The 17,424-nt window shown below is 49.3% G+C and carries 5 protein-coding genes; all 5 read left to right on the forward strand.

Annotated elements, in window-relative coordinates; all coding sequences use genetic code 11:
* The first annotated feature begins 471 nt into the window (after nt 1-471).
* The 5 genes from ACYVF1_RS07610 to ACYVF1_RS07630 all read left to right on the forward strand — a co-directional run bounded on the left by ACYVF1_RS07610 (nt 472) and on the right by ACYVF1_RS07630 (nt 17,424).
* Nucleotides 472-11,553 (forward strand): SdrD B-like domain-containing protein, encoded by an 11,082-nt coding sequence (locus ACYVF1_RS07610; RefSeq protein ID WP_461077197.1) that lies wholly within the window; start codon nt 472-474, stop codon nt 11,551-11,553.
* 5 nt (nt 11,554-11,558) lie between these two features.
* Nucleotides 11,559-12,539, forward strand: coding sequence for a PorP/SprF family type IX secretion system membrane protein (locus ACYVF1_RS07615; protein WP_461077199.1), 981 nt, complete (start codon nt 11,559-11,561; stop codon nt 12,537-12,539).
* Between the two features lie 184 nt (nt 12,540-12,723).
* Complete coding sequence (locus ACYVF1_RS07620; RefSeq protein ID WP_461077201.1) at nt 12,724-15,189, forward strand: carboxypeptidase regulatory-like domain-containing protein; 2,466 nt, start codon at nt 12,724-12,726, stop codon at nt 15,187-15,189.
* 125 nt (nt 15,190-15,314) lie between these two features.
* A complete protein-coding gene (locus tag ACYVF1_RS07625; protein ID WP_461077203.1) occupies nt 15,315-16,232 on the forward strand; it encodes a PorP/SprF family type IX secretion system membrane protein in 918 nt (305 codons plus the stop codon).
* A 76-nt stretch (nt 16,233-16,308) separates the two neighbouring features.
* Nucleotides 16,309-17,424, forward strand: coding sequence for an AAA family ATPase (locus ACYVF1_RS07630; RefSeq protein WP_461077205.1), 1,116 nt, complete (start codon nt 16,309-16,311; stop codon nt 17,422-17,424).

Consider the following 17,424-nt stretch of genomic DNA (forward strand, 5'->3'; position numbering starts at 1 on the left):
GCAAAAAGGTCTTTAAGTGCCAATTAAGATATATAGTGACGAACGGCCATTCTGTTTGTCTGAATAGTTGGTTCAACTTACGAGATGATTTGTTCGTATAAGACCGTCCAAACTAAGTTGCAGATGGAAGAAATGTCTACGCTACACACACAACGTCTTAAACCCTTGATCAGTCGTTCCGACCGGAACGATACGTATCAGTCAGGTAAAATCGCTCGTATTGCAGGACGGTTGATTCAATTTTTTCTGAAATTGATTCATAGTAAACAATTACCATCTTCGGTAGTTGGTTTAGTTGCTTCCCCCATAAATATTTCTAGTCAAAATCTGCTTTTACTGGCAGAGAGTAATTCCTCTGGTTCGGAAATTTCCCGGCCAGACCGGGAACCGCCTGATATACCAGATCCGGGGCCTCCCAAGGCTTTACATCTTACTCAACAACTAGCTTTTAATCTCATAGTGCCTTATCCAATGAATGAGCAATTTTTACTAAACAAGTCACCTCATCACGATTCCCGATTGGCAACTGCCACAGGGAAAAGTCCCAGACTGGCAGAGTCACCGGGGATTGGCAGCTTGACAAAGCTGCTGTCGTCGTTGGCTGGCTATGGACGGTGGGCTTTCATGCCTGCTCTGAAAGGAGCTTGCTCGTTCCTGATGTTTCTGCTGTGCTGGGTGGCCACAACAGCTGCACACGCTCAAGCACCAAGTGTTGATTTAAGTCTTCACAAAAAGATCGATAATCAGTCACCAGCTATTGGTAGTGTTGTTACGTATACAATTACGGTCGTCAATAGCGCCAGTTCAACAACTACAGCAACTGGTATACAGGTGAAGGATGAGCTACCGGTTGGTGGCGCAACCTACCTGCCGGGTTCGGCCAGCGCACTACGTGGTGCCGCTACCTTTACGCCCCCTGCTTCGGCTTCCGTCGGAACAGGGATTTGGTCTATTCCGGCAATTGCTCCCAACGACTCGGTTGTGCTGGTTTTAAAGGCAACTGTAATCGAACGGGGGGTCTGGTTTAATACGGCTGAAATTACCGCTTCTAATCCACAGGATTCCAATTCGGTTCCGGATAATCAGAACCTGACGGAAGATGATTATGACGCCGTTTGTTTCTCCGTCCCAATCCTTTGGTACATTGGCGATGAATATACTGTAACTATACCATCAGGCTACAACCAGATTGTGTGGTACCGCGATGACGTTCCTGTTAGTACGTCGGTTGTATCAACATCGCTGGCCCAGGTAAATAACGATGGGTCTCTGACGATTAAGAGCCCTGGTACGTATCGATTTGTTACGTATCGTAACGGTTGCCCGTCCACGAACTGCTGCGACATCAAAGTCATTCAGGGACCTTATGGTAGCCTGGGCAACTACGTTTGGGCAGATACCAACCATGATGGTATTCAGGGGCCAACAGCCACTGAACCAGGTATCGATGGTGTACGTGTTTACTTATACGATCAGACAGGTACTGTTAAATTAGATTCGACACTAACCGCAGGTGGCGGCAAATATCTGTTTGATAGCCTCACCGATGGTAGCTATGTTGTACGGTTCATCGCTCCATCAGGCTATGCATCGACAAGTGCTAATGTCGGTCTTGATAGCCTGGATAGTGATGCTGGCCTTAATGGTTTTACAGGTATATATACTATTAATACAAGTCAGCCCGAGTCCAGTACGGCTCGAAACAACCCTACAGTTGACGCTGGTTTCTATCTACCGACAGCCACGTTGGGTGACTACGTTTGGTTAGATGCTAACCGCAATGGTCAACAGGATAATGGTGAAGTAGGTATCCCAGGTGTGACTGTTACGTTGATCAGCAATGGTAGTGTAGTTGCCTCTACGACTACCGACGCAGGCGGCTTGTACAGCTTTACGGGTCTGACACCAGGTATTCCTTACTCCGTAAGTTTCACGACACCAGTAGGGATGACGGCCACCCTAGCCAATCAGGGTAATGATGCTACCGATTCTGATCCAGTAGGTGGCATTACCGCACCGGTAACCCTGACAGTAAACGAGAGTAACCTAAGCTTGGATGCAGGCTTCTACTACATTCCTGCTTCGTTGGGTAACCTCGTTTTTGCTGACAATAATAATAATGGTATTCAGGACGGTCCCGATACTCCAATTCCAGGTGTAATTGTTACGTTGATCAGCAATGGCAGTGTAGTCGCCACTACGACTACCGATGCAGGCGGATTATATAGCTTTACGGGTCTGACACCAGGAGTGCCCTATTCGGTAAGCTTCACTGCTCCGACTGGTTATACAGGAACGGCTGCTCAGGTAGGCGGTGTTGACGCTGTTGATAGTGATGCTGATCCGGTAACAGGATTAACACGTAGCGTTACGTTGGCTCCAGGAGAAACGAACAATAATATCGACGCCGGTTATGTTCCACCAACTTCCCCAGTTGCAATAGCTACATTGGGTGATTATGTATGGCTTGACCTGAACGGTGATGGTCAGCAGCAAGTAGGCGAACCACCATTGGCGGGGGTAACAGTTACATTAATTAGTAACGGTACAGTGGTAGCTACCACGACAACAAATGCCTCGGGTCTGTATAGCTTCACCGTACTACCAGGCGTACCTTACTCAGTAAGCTTCACCGCTCCAACTGGATATACGGGAACAGCAGCTAATGCCGGACCTGACGCCACGGATTCAGATCCGGTAGGTGGCATTACGGCACCGGTGACCCTAACTGCTGGACAAGTTGATAACACTATCGATGCAGGCTTCACACCGGTTTACGACGTAGGTATCGCTAAGTCGGTGATCAGTGCAGGTCCATATTACCCAGGCAGCTCGATTCAATATCAATTGACGGTTACCAACAACTCGGTAGTACCTGTATATAATGTACGCGTAGATGACGTACTACCTGCAGGGATAACCTTTGGAAGTGGAACTGGATTTAGCACCTCAGGGGCTAACTCAGTGAGTGCGCTGGTAGCTGGTCCTCTGGCGGCCAACGGTGGTACAGCCAGTCTGACCCTGGCGGTTGCAGTAAGCAACGCCTACTCGCTGAGCAACGTAGTGAACGTTGGCATAGTGAGCCGGTACACGTCTACAACGGATAATGCAGGAACACCAGCCATCGATAGCAACCCCAACAACAACACGGCAACAGTAACAGTGCCGCTGGGTCAGTATGCTACGTTGGGTGATTACGTTTGGTTAGATGCCAATCAAAATGGTCAACAGGATAATGGTGAAGTCGGTATCCCAGGCGTGACTGTTACGTTGATCAGCAATGGTAGTGTAGTTGCCTCTACGACTACCGATGCTGGCGGCTTGTACAGCTTCACAGGTCTGACACCAGGTATTCCTTACTCCGTAAGTTTCACGACACCAGTAGGGATGACGGCCACCCTAGCCAATCAGGGTAATGATGCTACCGATTCTGATCCAGTAGGCGGTATCACAGCACCAGTTACCTTAACAGCAGGTGAGACCAATAACACTATCGATGCTGGCTTCTATTTCCCCGCAACCTGTCCAACGAATTTTGGTCTGCTTGCGTCGAATGACATGAGCATCTGCACAGGTGAAACGGCTTCGCTAACGGCAACGACCACAGTAGCTAATGCGCAAATTCGTTGGTATATGACGCCAGTGGATGGTGTAGCATTCGACACGACGGCGAGTGGACAAGCTTTAATTGTAAATCCGACAGCTGCTGCGACTACTTATTATGCAGAAGCCTTCACAACCGATGGCTGCGTAAGCCCACGCGAACCCGTTAGCGTATCAGTTATTACAGTTGCTACGCCAATTATTGCAGCGAATCTGCGTAATACGTGTCCTGCAACCACAGCTAATTTGAGTAGTGTTCAGATTCAGAACCAGACGGCCGGTGTAACCTATGAATGGCATACGAGCGCTACGACCTCTCAAGCTACGTTGGTTACCAATCTGACCGCAGTTGGTGCTGGACAGTACTACCTATTCGCAAAATCGGGTAATTGCTACAGTAGCCCAGCTGTCCTAACGGTTCAAATTGATAACTGTAACTGTCAGAACGTGGCAGGAGTCACAGTAAGTGGCAGCGTAACGATCTGCTCAGGCGGAACCGTTCCAGTTCGTGCTACGCTATCTGGTTCGGCAACGGCTGTAACCTGGTCAACGAATGGTACGGGCGGATTTGCTAGTCCAACCAGCCTGACCACAACTTATACGCCATCAGTTGCTGACATTGCAGCTGGTACGGTGATGCTGACAGCAACAACCAACGATCCAGACGGTGCAGGTGGGGTTTGCCAAGCGGCAACCAGTTCGCTAATGGTACGTATTACTCCAAAACCTGATGCTCCTGTTGGTGTAGCCTGCGACGATACGTTGGTTTGCCAGGGCAGTAGCACCAAACTGGTAGGTTTTGCGCCGAACGGACGAATCAACTGGTACAATCAGGCTGGTCAATTAATTGGTACAACAGTTAGTGGTGGTAAACTGGTCGTGACTCCAAATACAACAGGACAGGTTGTTTACACCGCCGAAGCTGTTAGTCCGGAAGGATGTATCAGTGACCGCACTTCGCTGACGATTACGGTTGGTCAGTGTCTGGCAGATCTGGCTATCGTAAAAGCAGTTGTTACGCCAGGACCATACACAGTTGGCCAGAAAATAACGTATTCGCTCACGGCATCGAATAATGGCCCAGTTACGGCTACCGATGTTCGGGTAATTGATGTGCTTTCTCCATCGTTGACCTTTGTTAGTTCAACACCTGCTGGTCAATACAGCCCAGCAACGGGTGTGTGGAACATTGGTACGTTGACCGCGGGCTCAAACCGGAACTTGCTGATCGAAGCTACGATTACAGGCGGCACCAGCGCTACGTCGGTTAACAACACGGCTATCATTGGTGGTACGAACAACGATCCGAAGTATCCATTGAACGATACGTCGCGAGTTGTTATCCCAATCAATCCATGTGTTGCGCAGGCACCAGTTATCGATTGTGCAATCACAGAAATTTGCCGCGGTGGAACGACAACACTGAAAGCAACTGGTTGTGATGGTGGTAGTGTAATCTGGTCTGACGGCAAAACCGGTAAGATCATATTTGTAGCTCCAACAACAACAACAACTTACACAGCGAGCTGCGTAGTGGGTAACTGCACCAGTGGCGCATCAAACTCAGTGACTATCACTGTCGTTGATCCGCAAGCTCCAGTTATCACAGCGAGTGCCGATCAGGTTTGCCCAGGTACGTCCGTAACGCTGACTGCATCGGGTTGCACAAGTGGAACAGTTGTCTGGTCTGATCGCGCTCAGACAGGATCGTCGATTGTCGTGATGGTCAATAGCAGAACGACCTACACAGCTCAGTGCCAGGTTGCAGGCTGCTTGAGTAATCCGGCAATCAAGACGATTGAAATTGGTAACAATATTCCAAGACCGACCATCGTGGCTAGCACATCGGTAGTGTGCCCAGGCGAAACGGTAACGCTTACGGTTGGGAACTGTGTCGGTACGCCGGTCTGGAATAGCACTACTGCTACTACGGCCAGCATCTCGGTAATCCCGACGGCTACCAACAATAGCTACTCGGTATACTGTAAGAACGGTGCCTGCACCAGCGTTTCTTCGGCAGTCTACAGCATTAGTGTGGTATCGCCAAGAATACCAACTGTTACAGCTAGTGCCGACACGATCTGTGCTGGTAGTGCAGTAGTACTGACGGCTACGGGTTGCAACGGCACCCTGCAATGGTCGAACGGTGCAACAGGCGTAAGCAGCATTACGGTTAACCCGAATGCCAACGTTAGCTACTACGCAGAATGTAAATTCCGCACCTGCGTAAGTGCTCCGTCTAATACGGTAGATGTTGTGGTGCTTTCTCTGCCAACGCCAGAAATCACTGCTGATAAGTCGATTGTTTGTAGTGGAGAGAAAGTGGTGCTGACGGCCACAGGCTGCATGGGTACCGTACAATGGTATGGTAATGGCATCAACCGGACGGGAGCCAGCATCGAGATCTACCCGACACAAACGACCGAATACTATGCAACCTGTAAGGTAGGCGCTTGCGAAAGCGATCGCTCAACTTCGGTTCGCGTAACGGTGAACACTACACCGGCAACCGCGCCAACAATCGCTGCATCGACAACCTCTATTTGCAGTGGCGGTATCGTATCGCTGACGGCGACAGGTTGCAGCAGCGGCACGGTCATCTGGTCGGATGGACAGACAGGCTCGGTGATTTCGGTAACGCCGACCGTCGGTAACAGCTCGTACTATGCTCTTTGCAAAGTTGGAACAGCATGTGGTTCAGGTCGTTCGAATGTGATTAACATCAACATAACGACAACGCCAAGACCGACTATCGTTCGTTGCATCTGTAGTGCCGATACGGTTTGCGCTGGCGAAGAAGTTGAGTTGTCGGTGAAAAATTGCCAGGGAACTCCGCACTGGAGCACTGGCGAAACCACCAGCACAATATTTGTCTCGCCAACAGTAACGACAGGTTATACCGTTTACTGTCAGGATGGTGTGTGTGTAAGTCCTGTATCGGAAACCTACACGATCACCGTAGTGCCAGTAACGATACCGACAATAACGGCTTCAGCGACATCCGTATCGCCAGGTGGTTCGGTAACGCTGACGGCTTCTGGTTGCAATGGTACGGTAATCTGGTCGGCTAACGACATCAACGGAAATGACATGGGTACGTCTATAGTTGTGCAGCCAGTTGGCACGCAGACCTACTACGCTCGATGCAAATTCCGGGTATGTCTGAGTGAGCCATCAAATACGATTATCATCAATCCAGGCGATTGTGCAGCTCAGACAGGTACGTTGGTACCAGTTAGTGGCACCGTCTGCGGTGGTAATAGCACGACGGTTCTTGTAAGTGCAACGCCAAATGGTGGCCTGATTCAACCAGCCAGCTACTCGGTGGTATTCGCTCTGACTCAGTCTGGTATTGTGCAGGGAGTTAGTGCTCTACCACAGTTCACAGTGCCATCAACGGCGGCTACGTACACCATTCATACGTTGGTCTACAACAGCGATCCGACTAGCCCGAACTACGTTGATCTTTCGGTTATTCAACCGAATGTGACAACGGCTAGCGATCTGCTGTCATTGATTCGCAACAAGTGTGCAGTGCTGGATACGACCGGTGCGTCGGTAGTAGTGAGTCGCATTCCGGCTCCTGTTCTCTCGGCGGGTCCGTCGATCACGGTTTGCTCCGGTGGCGTAGTGTCGATCACTGCTACGGGTTGTGAAGGCGGCACAGTTACCTGGTCGGATAATTCGGTAGGGGCTACAATCCAGAAAACGGTATACAGCAATACCTTCCTGACAGCTACCTGCACCATTAATGGCTGCACAAGCCCAATGTCGGAGCGTGTCGATATCGTTCTTGGCAATTCGACGATCCCTGTGATTGTAACCGACAAGCCAGTTGCCTGTGTGGGTGAGCTAGTTTCACTGACGGCCACAGGCTGTGCCGGTGGTGCATACACCTGGTCTGACGGACAAACTGGTGCGGTCATTTCCTTCAGTGCCACAGCCAATGTGAGCTACCGCGTCAAGTGCGCCATCGGTGACTGTGTCAGCGACTGGTCGGCAACGACAACCATAGAAGTGGGTCAACCAGCTGCACCGACGATCTCGATTGCGGGTGTAACAGGAAACAGCACTACGGCCTGCTTCGGATCGCCAGTGACGCTGACGGCTGAGGGCTGTGGACCGAATAGCTACGTCACCTGGTCTAATAACCAGGTCGGTGCCTCGATCACCGTGTCTCTTGCAAGCAGCGCTACATTTACCGCTCAGTGCTGCAACTCGAATTACTGTAAGAGTGCTCCGTCGAACGTGCTGACCGTGGCGGTGACGCCGAAAGTGGCGCAACCAACGGTGGTTGACAAAACCAATACGTGTCCATTCAATACGGTGGATCTGAGCACGGCAGTAAGCAGCTCAGTAACGACTGCAGGTGGAGTGTTCGAGTTCTACACAGATGCTTCGCTAAGCGCGGCTTCGAAAGTGGCTAATCCTGCCGCTGTTGGTACGGGTACTTACTACGTGGTAGAACGTACTGTGAACGGTTGCATGAGTCTGCCAGTGGCCATCCATGTGCAGATCAACACCTGCCAGGAGCAGACACCTTGTAGCACAACCAATCCTGCTACGGCCAGCGCCGGTCCGGATGCCAGCATCTGTGCGGCTAAAACGTATCAGTTGGCTGGTGTGATGGGCGGAGCAGGTACTACTGCTCACTGGACAACCAGTGGTACGGGTACCTTCGATAATGCCTTTGCTCTGAATGCCGTCTACACCGCCAGTGCGGAAGACGTACTCTCTGGACGGGTTACGCTGACGCTGTCGGTAAGCACTAATAACGCAGCTTGCCCGGTAGCAACCGATGACATGGTACTGACCATAAACGGTAGCCGTTCGGTGCCAGTGGTGACTATAGTAGGCGCTACCAGCTTGTGCTACGGTGATTCGGTGACTCTGAAAGCTCCGGCTGGTGCCGCTGGTTATCTGTGGAGCAACAACGCTCGTACACAGGATATCGTGGTGAAAACCAGTGGTACGTACTGGGTGCAGTTGCTGGATGCTAACGGTTGTAGCTCAGTCAAGTCGGATAACGTAGTCGTGAATGTATCCGATCCGGTTATGCCGCCTTTGGTACATAACCTACGCAACGAGTGTCCGTCGAAAATTGTAGACCTGACCAAGGCGCTTTCGACGACAAACGTGGGTAGCAGCTACATCTATCAGATTTGTGAATGTGTAACCTCGAATATTATTGCCCGTCCAGATTCAGTATGTGAAGGCACATACTGGATCGTGGAGCGGAACGCAGCAGGTTGCCGAAGCCATCCGGCTAAAGTTGTAGTGAAAGTCTTCGACTGCGCATCTGATACGTTACAGGCTGATGTGAGCATTGCTAAACTAGCCAGCACAGCGTTTGTGCAGAATGGCGCACCAGTTACGTATACCTTAACGGTTAGCAACGCTGGTCCGCATACGGCGAAAAATGTCGATGTTCGCGACGTACTGCCGGTAGGTCTGGAACTGGTGAACGCTGGTCCAACGAGCTATACAGTGTCGAATGGCATTATCACTAAGCGGATTGATAGCCTGCAGGTAGGTCAGTCAGAATCGATTGTCTTTGCAGCACGTATTGTCAAGAAAGGTGTTGAAATCGTCAATAAGGCAGAAATCACCTACCTGGATAATAAAGACGCTAATCTGGCCAACAACGCAGCGAGCGTAACGGTGAAAGACACCAGTGCCCATAAAGCTAGTCTGGTTGGTCTGGCTAAAGCTGTAATGGGAACGCCGACTACGATTGGGGACTCGCTTATCAAAGTGTCCTACAATTTTGTAGCGACTAACTTTGGCGACGATACATTGCGGAATGTACAGGTGATGGATGACTTAGGTACTGTCTTCGCACCCAACACGGTAGTTTCGACAACGCTGACAGCCTCAGGTACGAATGTAACATTACAGCCAAATCTGGCCTTCACAGGCACGGGTAGCAATACCAATCTGTTCGACTCGACGAGCTATATTGCTCCTGGTAAGTCGCAGCTGTTCGTACTGGATGTACTGGTGCAACGTACGGCTGGTGATACGACCAGAACGTTCAACAACATGGCGACGATCACGGCGCTCAACAGTATGACGAGCGTATCTGATATGTCGGTCAATGGTGGTGATCCGGATCCAGATGCCGATGGCAATCCTGGCAACAACACCAGTGCGTCTAGCTTCACATTGGGCAACCAGCAACCGTTTGGACCAAGCATTGGCGTGGCGCTGGCCGTTGTCAAAGTAGAACAACAGCCGGATAGCTCTTACAACGTCACCTACAAAGTGACTATTAAGAACAATGGCGACGTAGCACTGAAAGGTGTAAGCGTGACGGATAGTCTGATCCGTGTCTTCACAGCGCCGGCGGCCTACTCCGTAGTGAGTGCACCAGTAGTTGGTGGGGGTAGTACGTTGGTAGCCAACGCAGGTTTCGATGGTAACACCCAGCCTGATCTGTTAACGGGTGCCAGTTCGCTGGCGGCAGGTGCACAGGATACCGTACTGATCACGGTGAACGTGAAAACCAATGGCAACAATGGTCCGTTCTACTCCAATGCCACGGCAACTGGTCACACACCAGATTCGACCCAGACCGTCAAGGATGTTTCCAACGTCGGACTGGATCCTGAAGTGGCTGGTTCTTCACCAACAACGGTACGTTTCGATCTGCCAAAAGCCTTGCTTGGGGTAGCCAAATCGGTAGGTACGCCTACGCTGGTGCAAGATGGTGTGTACGATATTCCTTACACGATCACCTTGGCTAACCTTGGTACTGTAGCGCTGAAAAAGGTACAGGTCGAAGATAAGCTGTCAGAGACTTTCGGTAACGGAGCGATGATTGTTAGCAACCGCATCCCAGTGACCAGCACAGGGTCCGTCGCTGTCGATACAATGTACTCGGGTCAAGGTATGATTACTAATCTGCTGGTAGACTCACTGAGTACGCTGGATGTAGGTGCGAAAGCTTCGTTGAGCTTTATAGTACGGGTTGATGTGAAGAACGCTGATACGCTGACCTTCTACAACACGGCTAAAGCCACCGCCATTGCGCTCGATAGCACAGGTACAATCGTAGAAGATGTGTCGACGGCAGGAACTAACGATGACCCAGATTATGATCTGGATCCACGTAATAACAACCAGCCTACGCCGGTAGCTCTGAATGCCATCTCTAACTCCTCGTTCATTGGGGTAGCCATGGCGGTTCGTGATACAGCGCGGCAGGCCGACGGTACATTTAACGTAACTTATCAGATCGTAGTGAAAAACTTCGGTACGGAGGAGTTGAAAAACGTAACGGTATCGGATTCGCTGGCGAAGGTGTTCAGTATGCAAACGGGAGCAACCTATACCTTGGTGGGTGCGCCAGTAATTACCTCGACAGGCAGCGCCTTGAAACTCAACCCAGGCTTCAATGGTGATTCCGATCCGGTGATCGTGTTGGGCGACAGCACCAGTACACTAGGCGTAGGTAAAGTCGATACGATCCTGGTGGTAGTTAACGTAGCGACCAATGGTACGACAACAACATACCTCAACTCAGCTTATGCTCAGGCAATGGCCAAAGCGGGTCTGGTGAGTGATGTGTCGACTAATGGCCTGAACCCAGACCTCAACGGCAATAATGACCCAACCGATTCGAACGAGCGGGAGGCTACTCCGTTGAACCTGCCAGCAACCAACACAACTGTATTCATCCCACAAGGCTTCTCGCCAAACGGTGATGGTATTAACGACCTGTTCGTGATTCGGGGAATAGCTGGTATGACTGCTAGTCTGGAAGTTTACAACCGTTGGGGTCATATGGTTTACCAGAACAACGATTATAAAAACGATTGGGATGGTAAGCCAAACACAGGCATCGCCATCGGCTCGGATCCGAACGGCTTGCCCGACGGCACGTACTATTACATCATTACGTTGAGCGACGGCCGCAAGTTTGTCCGATACATGACGATTAACCGCTAATAGAGATGGTAACTCAGTTAAAAATGAAACAGTGGGCAGGAGCGCTGCTGGTGATCCTAGGGGTCACCAGTGGCCAAGTGCGGGCTCAGCAGGACAAGATGTTCTCCCAATACATGTTCAACATGATGGCGCTGAATCCGGCGTATGCGGGAAGTCGTGATGTGTTAAGTATGTCGGCCTTGTACCGCAATCAGTGGACGGGGGTTCAGGGGGCGCCCCAGACGGCTACTTTTACTATGGACATGCCTCTAAACCAGGAGCGGGTTGGTGTCGGTCTGCAACTTTACGGCGATAAATTTGGCGAAATGCAGGAAGCAGGTGCGTTTGCTTCGTATGCTTTCCGCATTAAAGTTGGCGCAAAGTCGACGCTGGCATTGGGTCTTCAGGGCGGTGCATCAAGCTTCCAGTGGAATCTCGCTAATGTGCAAACCAGCCCAGATGGTACCGGTCAGGTAGATCCGGCTTTTGCAAGTAACATTTCGAAGGTGCTGCCCAACTTTGGTACAGGAATCTACCTAAGCAACGACCGGTCGTATTTAAGCATTTCGGTGCCTCGTCTGATCAAAAATAAACTGAGCGAATACAATTCAGGGGATTACCGGTCGGTGCAGCGTCGTCATGCCTACTTAGCAGCTGGTTTTGTAGTGGGTCTGAGTCCAGGCATTAAAATGAAGCCTTCGTTTCTGGCAAAATATGCAGAGGGGGCTCCACTTGGTTTCGATGGTAACATCAACTTCTGGTTCGCGGACCGGATTGCGATAGGAGCCTCGATTCGCCGAAACCAGTTTTCATCGTGGACTCAGTACAGTACAGATGCAATAGTAGGTATGGTAGAAGTGCAGTTGACGGACCAATTCCGCTTCGGCTACTCGTATGACCGCACGATGAATAATTTTCAGAGTGTGGCCCCAAGTTCACACGAGATCATGATCCGGTATGAGTTCGGATTTGGTAAAAACCGCATTCTGACTCCGCGTTACTTCTAGGCGGAGAAGGATTAAAATGTATAAAAGCGAAAGATTGAAAAACCTGGAAAAGGGGTTTTATTCTTTCGCTTTTTTTTTAACTCAGTGCTTCCATTTTTTGGATATTTTCAGTAACTAACAGTACGTTTTCGGGCAAAACCTGATGACGCAAGCATCCCATTTTGCTTTCCAACTCTTAAGATTTATGATACGTTCCGTTTCGATAATCGGACTGCTTTGGCTATTAACAAGCCAGGTATTCGCGCAGACGCTTCTTAAGCAAGGCGACCGTCAGTTTGACCAGTTAGCCTATGCCAAAGCTGTCGAACTCTACGAAAAAGCACTAACCAGCCCTGAAAAAATCAACGAAGCTGAACGTAGAGACGCCAGAGCTAAACTCGGCTACAGCTATCAGCAACTACGCGATACGCAGAACGCCGAACGGGTTTACCGCGATCTTATGGGCAATGGCGATATGCCCAACGATTACGCCAAATGTTATCTCTATTATGCACAGGTGCTGGCCAGTAACGGTAAATACCGTGAGGCTCAGGTTGCATATGAAAAATACGGTAAACTTCAGGAATCAGACAAAAGAAGTCCTTCATTTTCCAAACTTTATAAAGACGTTAGTGCATTGACACGTAACGCGGGAAGCTACAGGGTCGAATTCCTGAAAATGAATACGAAGAAGGCTGAATTCAGCCCCATGTTTTACCGGGATGGACTAGTTTTTGTGTCTACGGGCCACGGTGGTAATGGTGTTAAACGGGTGTTTAAGTGGAACAATTCGCCCTTTCTGGATCTCTATTATTTACCAGACCTCAGTAACATAAGGGTTGACAAAGCGTCAAGCTTAGGTGGTAGTAGCACATCTACCGCCAGGCGCAAACGTACTCGGCTCATTCGGCCCTTGGGAAGTGATGATTTCACGGCCGCTACGTCTAACGATACTAAAACCGTTGGCTTTTACGGAGAATATAACATGACGATGGGCTACGAAGACACTCCAATCAGTGAGTCGGACCAGTTCAGTCGTAACCTTAATACGAAATACCACGAGGGACCTTTGACGTTTTCCAAGGATGGCTTACAAGTGATATTCACACGTAATAACTTTAATGAAGGCCATTTCCGGAAAAGTTTGGACGGTATCAATAAACTTAAACTTTACACCGCTACCCAGACCAATGGATACTGGGGCAAAGCTGAAGAGTTGCCTTTCAATAGTGATGAGTATTCAACCGGGCACCCGGCTCTCTCAAAAGACGACCAGCTTCTTTACTTCGTGTCCGATATGCCAGGTGGCTACGGAGGTACTGATATCTACGTATCACGTTGGGCAGATGGTAAGTGGAGCTCACCGGTCAATTTGGGAAAAGAAGTCAATACCAAAGGAAATGAGCTATTTCCGTATGTAGATGAAAAAGGGAATCTTTATTTCTCATCAGACGGTCACCCAGGGTTAGGCGATCTGGATATATTTTATGCTCAGATTGTGTCTGATGGGAAAGAAGGTAAACTTGTACGTAACCTAGGTGAACCGCTTAATTCGCCCAAAGATGATTTCGGGATCGTTACTGATGGCGATCGAAAAAGCGGTTTTTTCAGTAGCAACCGAAAAAATGGCGGTGCTGATGATGACGTATACCGGTTTTCCCGCGAAGGTTCATTGTATCCCTGCCGACAGTTAACTCTAAGTGTATTTGATGCAGAGTCGAGAGAACCATTAGTCAATACGTCTGTGGCATTGGATAATGCAGCTAGTGATGGACAAAAACAACTCAAAACCGATGCCGAAGGGCTGATACGTGTCTGTATCGACGCTGATAATGAGGTGAAATTCTTAGCGTCAAAAGAAGGTTACCTTGATAATAAACTTGGTTTTTCGACAAAGGATCTGTCTGATGATCAGCCTTCGCGAATAGAGATACCACTTACGAAATTAGCTCCGGCAAAGCCCGCTACTTCAACCATCCGTGGTCGTGTGACGACACAAACAGACCAAAAACCGATTGCGGGTGTAAAAGTGATCCTCATTAACGAAACCGACGGAACCCTTCAGGATACGCTCACGGGGGCCGATGGCCGTTATGAATTTGTGGTAAAAGCTGGCAACGATTATCGGCTCGAAGCTATGAAAGATAACATGGGTACCACTGGTAGCCGCATCACTAAAGAAGGTACTGGGGCTACTGACCTGACCATGTTTAAAAAGGGAGATGTTATTAAAATCGATAATATCTACTACGATTTAAATAAAGCGGCAATACGCTCTGATGCCGCCGTCGAACTTGATAAGGTAGTGGAACTGCTGAATAAATACCCGACTATGAGTATTGAAATGCGGTCGCATACGGATAGCCGGTCTTCTGCCAAATACAACAAAACGCTGTCAAGTAATCGGGCCAGAGCGGCTGTCGCGTATTTGAAGTCGAAGGGAATAGCTTCCCCGCGCATGATAGCCAGGGGATATGGTGAAAGTTTGCCGTTGAATAAGTGTAAAGACGGTGTAAACTGTACTGAAGAAGAATATCAGTTAAATCGTCGGACTGAGATTAAAATTCTGAACATTGATTCTGCACCCGTTGGCAATAAATCAAAATCATCTGTCAAGTCGAATTCGTCGGCAAAAAAATCGAAGCCGAAATCCAGAAAACGCAGACGGTGAGCAAGATATAAATTCAGGCCTGAATACGTAACGGGCTGATAAATTAACCAGATATACGCAAGCCAAAAACGTAGTAGGTTTTCAGCCAAAAACCTCGCAACTTGACCCCTATTTCGACAGATTTTATGCGCTTGGCATTTTATAATTTCGTTACGTGGGGGACGCTGGTTTGTTTGATACTGCTTTCGTATGGGCGTGCCCAAGCTCAGAAAGAGGTTCTTTATTCGCAGTACTTGATAACGCCCCTAAGCATCAATCCGGCATATGCCGGTAGCCGGGAATCTATCCATCTGACGGCTTCACTACGTCGCAAATGGATCAGCGTTCGTGTCGCGCCCGTTACGCAGACTGTGTCGGTCGATGGGGCCGTCGCGAAAGGGAAGATAGGGCTGGGGTTTCAGGCGCAAAATGACCGCATGGGACTTTTTGCGGCTACGGGAGCTTACGGAAGTGTAGCCTACCGATTCAATCTGCCGGCCTTGGCTAAGTTGTCGATTGGTATTCAGGGTGGTATTAACGTACTGCCGATCTACGATTTTGCAAGTGCGTCGAGCCTGAACCGAGCCATCGCGAGTTTTGGAGTTGGGATTTACTACCAGTCCGATCGCTGGTTTGGCGGCATTTCGGCCCCCGAAATGACAGGGCAGGCGCTGGATTTGTCGGGGCGGTATCTGTACAAAAGCGTTCGACCGGTGATGGCACAGGTAGGAGTAAACCTAAGTGCCGGTGAAAATACAGTTTTGATTCCGTCGGTGATGGTATCGAAAATCGAGGATAAACCGCTTGGCGTCGATGTGAACCTGAAAGCCTGGTTTAATGAACAAATTGGGATAGGCGCGTCGTACCGGCAGAATAGTCCGGGGTTGATACAGACGAATTATTTACAGGCTTCGGCTGAATATCAGTTAACAAAAGCGATTCGACTGGGCTACATCTTTTATTCAAAAACGCCCGAAAATCCGACGGCTGGCCTGTATTTCCAAGAGAGCGTTCATGAAGTAATGCTCCGTTTTGCACCCAACGTATTAAAATTTACGTATTAATACTTGATAAGAGCAATCGCTACGTTTGTTTAGATAGCGAGTTTACTAGTAAGAAATCCATTAACCGAAAGCCCATTTGAAACCTTACGAAACCGAGATTTCTGGGGCCAATATGCTGCGCTACCTAGCGGCCGACAGTCGTATGCCCACCCAATCCACCATACAAAACCTTTATATACCTAGCGACCTTGACCGAGAGTTTCCGCTGGCTCCTCATTTTGTCCAGACATTTGGCAGTTACCCAAATTATTTGCACTTCAACGACGATTTCAGACCATCAGCGCGCCAACTGTTGGACGAACGAGGGTTCAAATTAATTAACCACTCTGCCCGCGTAACGGATGAAGGCTGGCAGATAATAGAACGAATTTATCAGCACGATGAAGGCTTAATTCTTAAAGCCGAGTTTGTGGGTGAGCGATTTTTTCGGCTCTACGGCTACTATCGCGAGGAGAGTTCGGCGAAAAAACTATTGGATGGTATTCACGAACACAAGTATATTCACGAAGAAAATCAGACCCATATTTATCTGATTCAAAGTGGCTTGGGAGGGTTGCATACAGAGCGTGTCGAAATTAATCCACCCGAAATCGACCTGGATTTACATTATAACGATGATTTCCCGCCCGTACACGAACGGCTGGTAAACTTATTGGCGCAACCGAAAAGTAAAGGGTTGATTCTATTACATGGTGAACCGGGTACGGGCAAAACGACCTATATCAAATACCTCAGTTCGCTGGTCAGGAAGGATATGCTCATTTTGCCGCCCTACATGACCAATTATCTGACCTCGCCCGAGATTATTCCGTTTCTGCTCGATAACAAAGATTCGGTATTGATTATTGAAGATGCCGAACGGATTCTGCAATCGCGCGAAGCCGGTGGCGACACCAACAGCGTATCAAATATCCTGAATCTCACCGACGGACTACTGGCCGATTGTATGCACATTCAGGTGATTGCTACGTTCAACGCTAGTAAACATCTGCTCGACAAGGCGTTGCTACGTAAAGGACGATTGATGGTTGATTATGCGTTTGGGAAGCTGACACCCAGCAAAGCCAACGATCTGCTGACGCACCTCGGCGCGGAGTTACGCACCAAAGAACCGATGACCTTAGCCGATATTTTCAATCTGGAGGAACAGACCGTTTCGGGCGAGCGGCACGAAGTAAAAATGGGCTTTTAA

The organism is Spirosoma flavus (genome assembly GCF_054778555.1).

What these genes read in the sequence shown, in the direction of transcription:
- ACYVF1_RS07620 (WP_461077201.1), top strand. Translation starts at nt 12,724, where the DNA reads ATGATACGTTCCGTTTCGATAATCGGACTGCTTTGGCTATTAACAAGC.
- ACYVF1_RS07610 (WP_461077197.1), top strand. Translation starts at nt 472, where the DNA reads ATGAATGAGCAATTTTTACTAAACAAGTCACCTCATCACGATTCCCGA.
- ACYVF1_RS07615 (WP_461077199.1), top strand. Translation starts at nt 11,559, where the DNA reads ATGGTAACTCAGTTAAAAATGAAACAGTGGGCAGGAGCGCTGCTGGTG.
- ACYVF1_RS07625 (WP_461077203.1), top strand. Translation starts at nt 15,315, where the DNA reads ATGCGCTTGGCATTTTATAATTTCGTTACGTGGGGGACGCTGGTTTGT.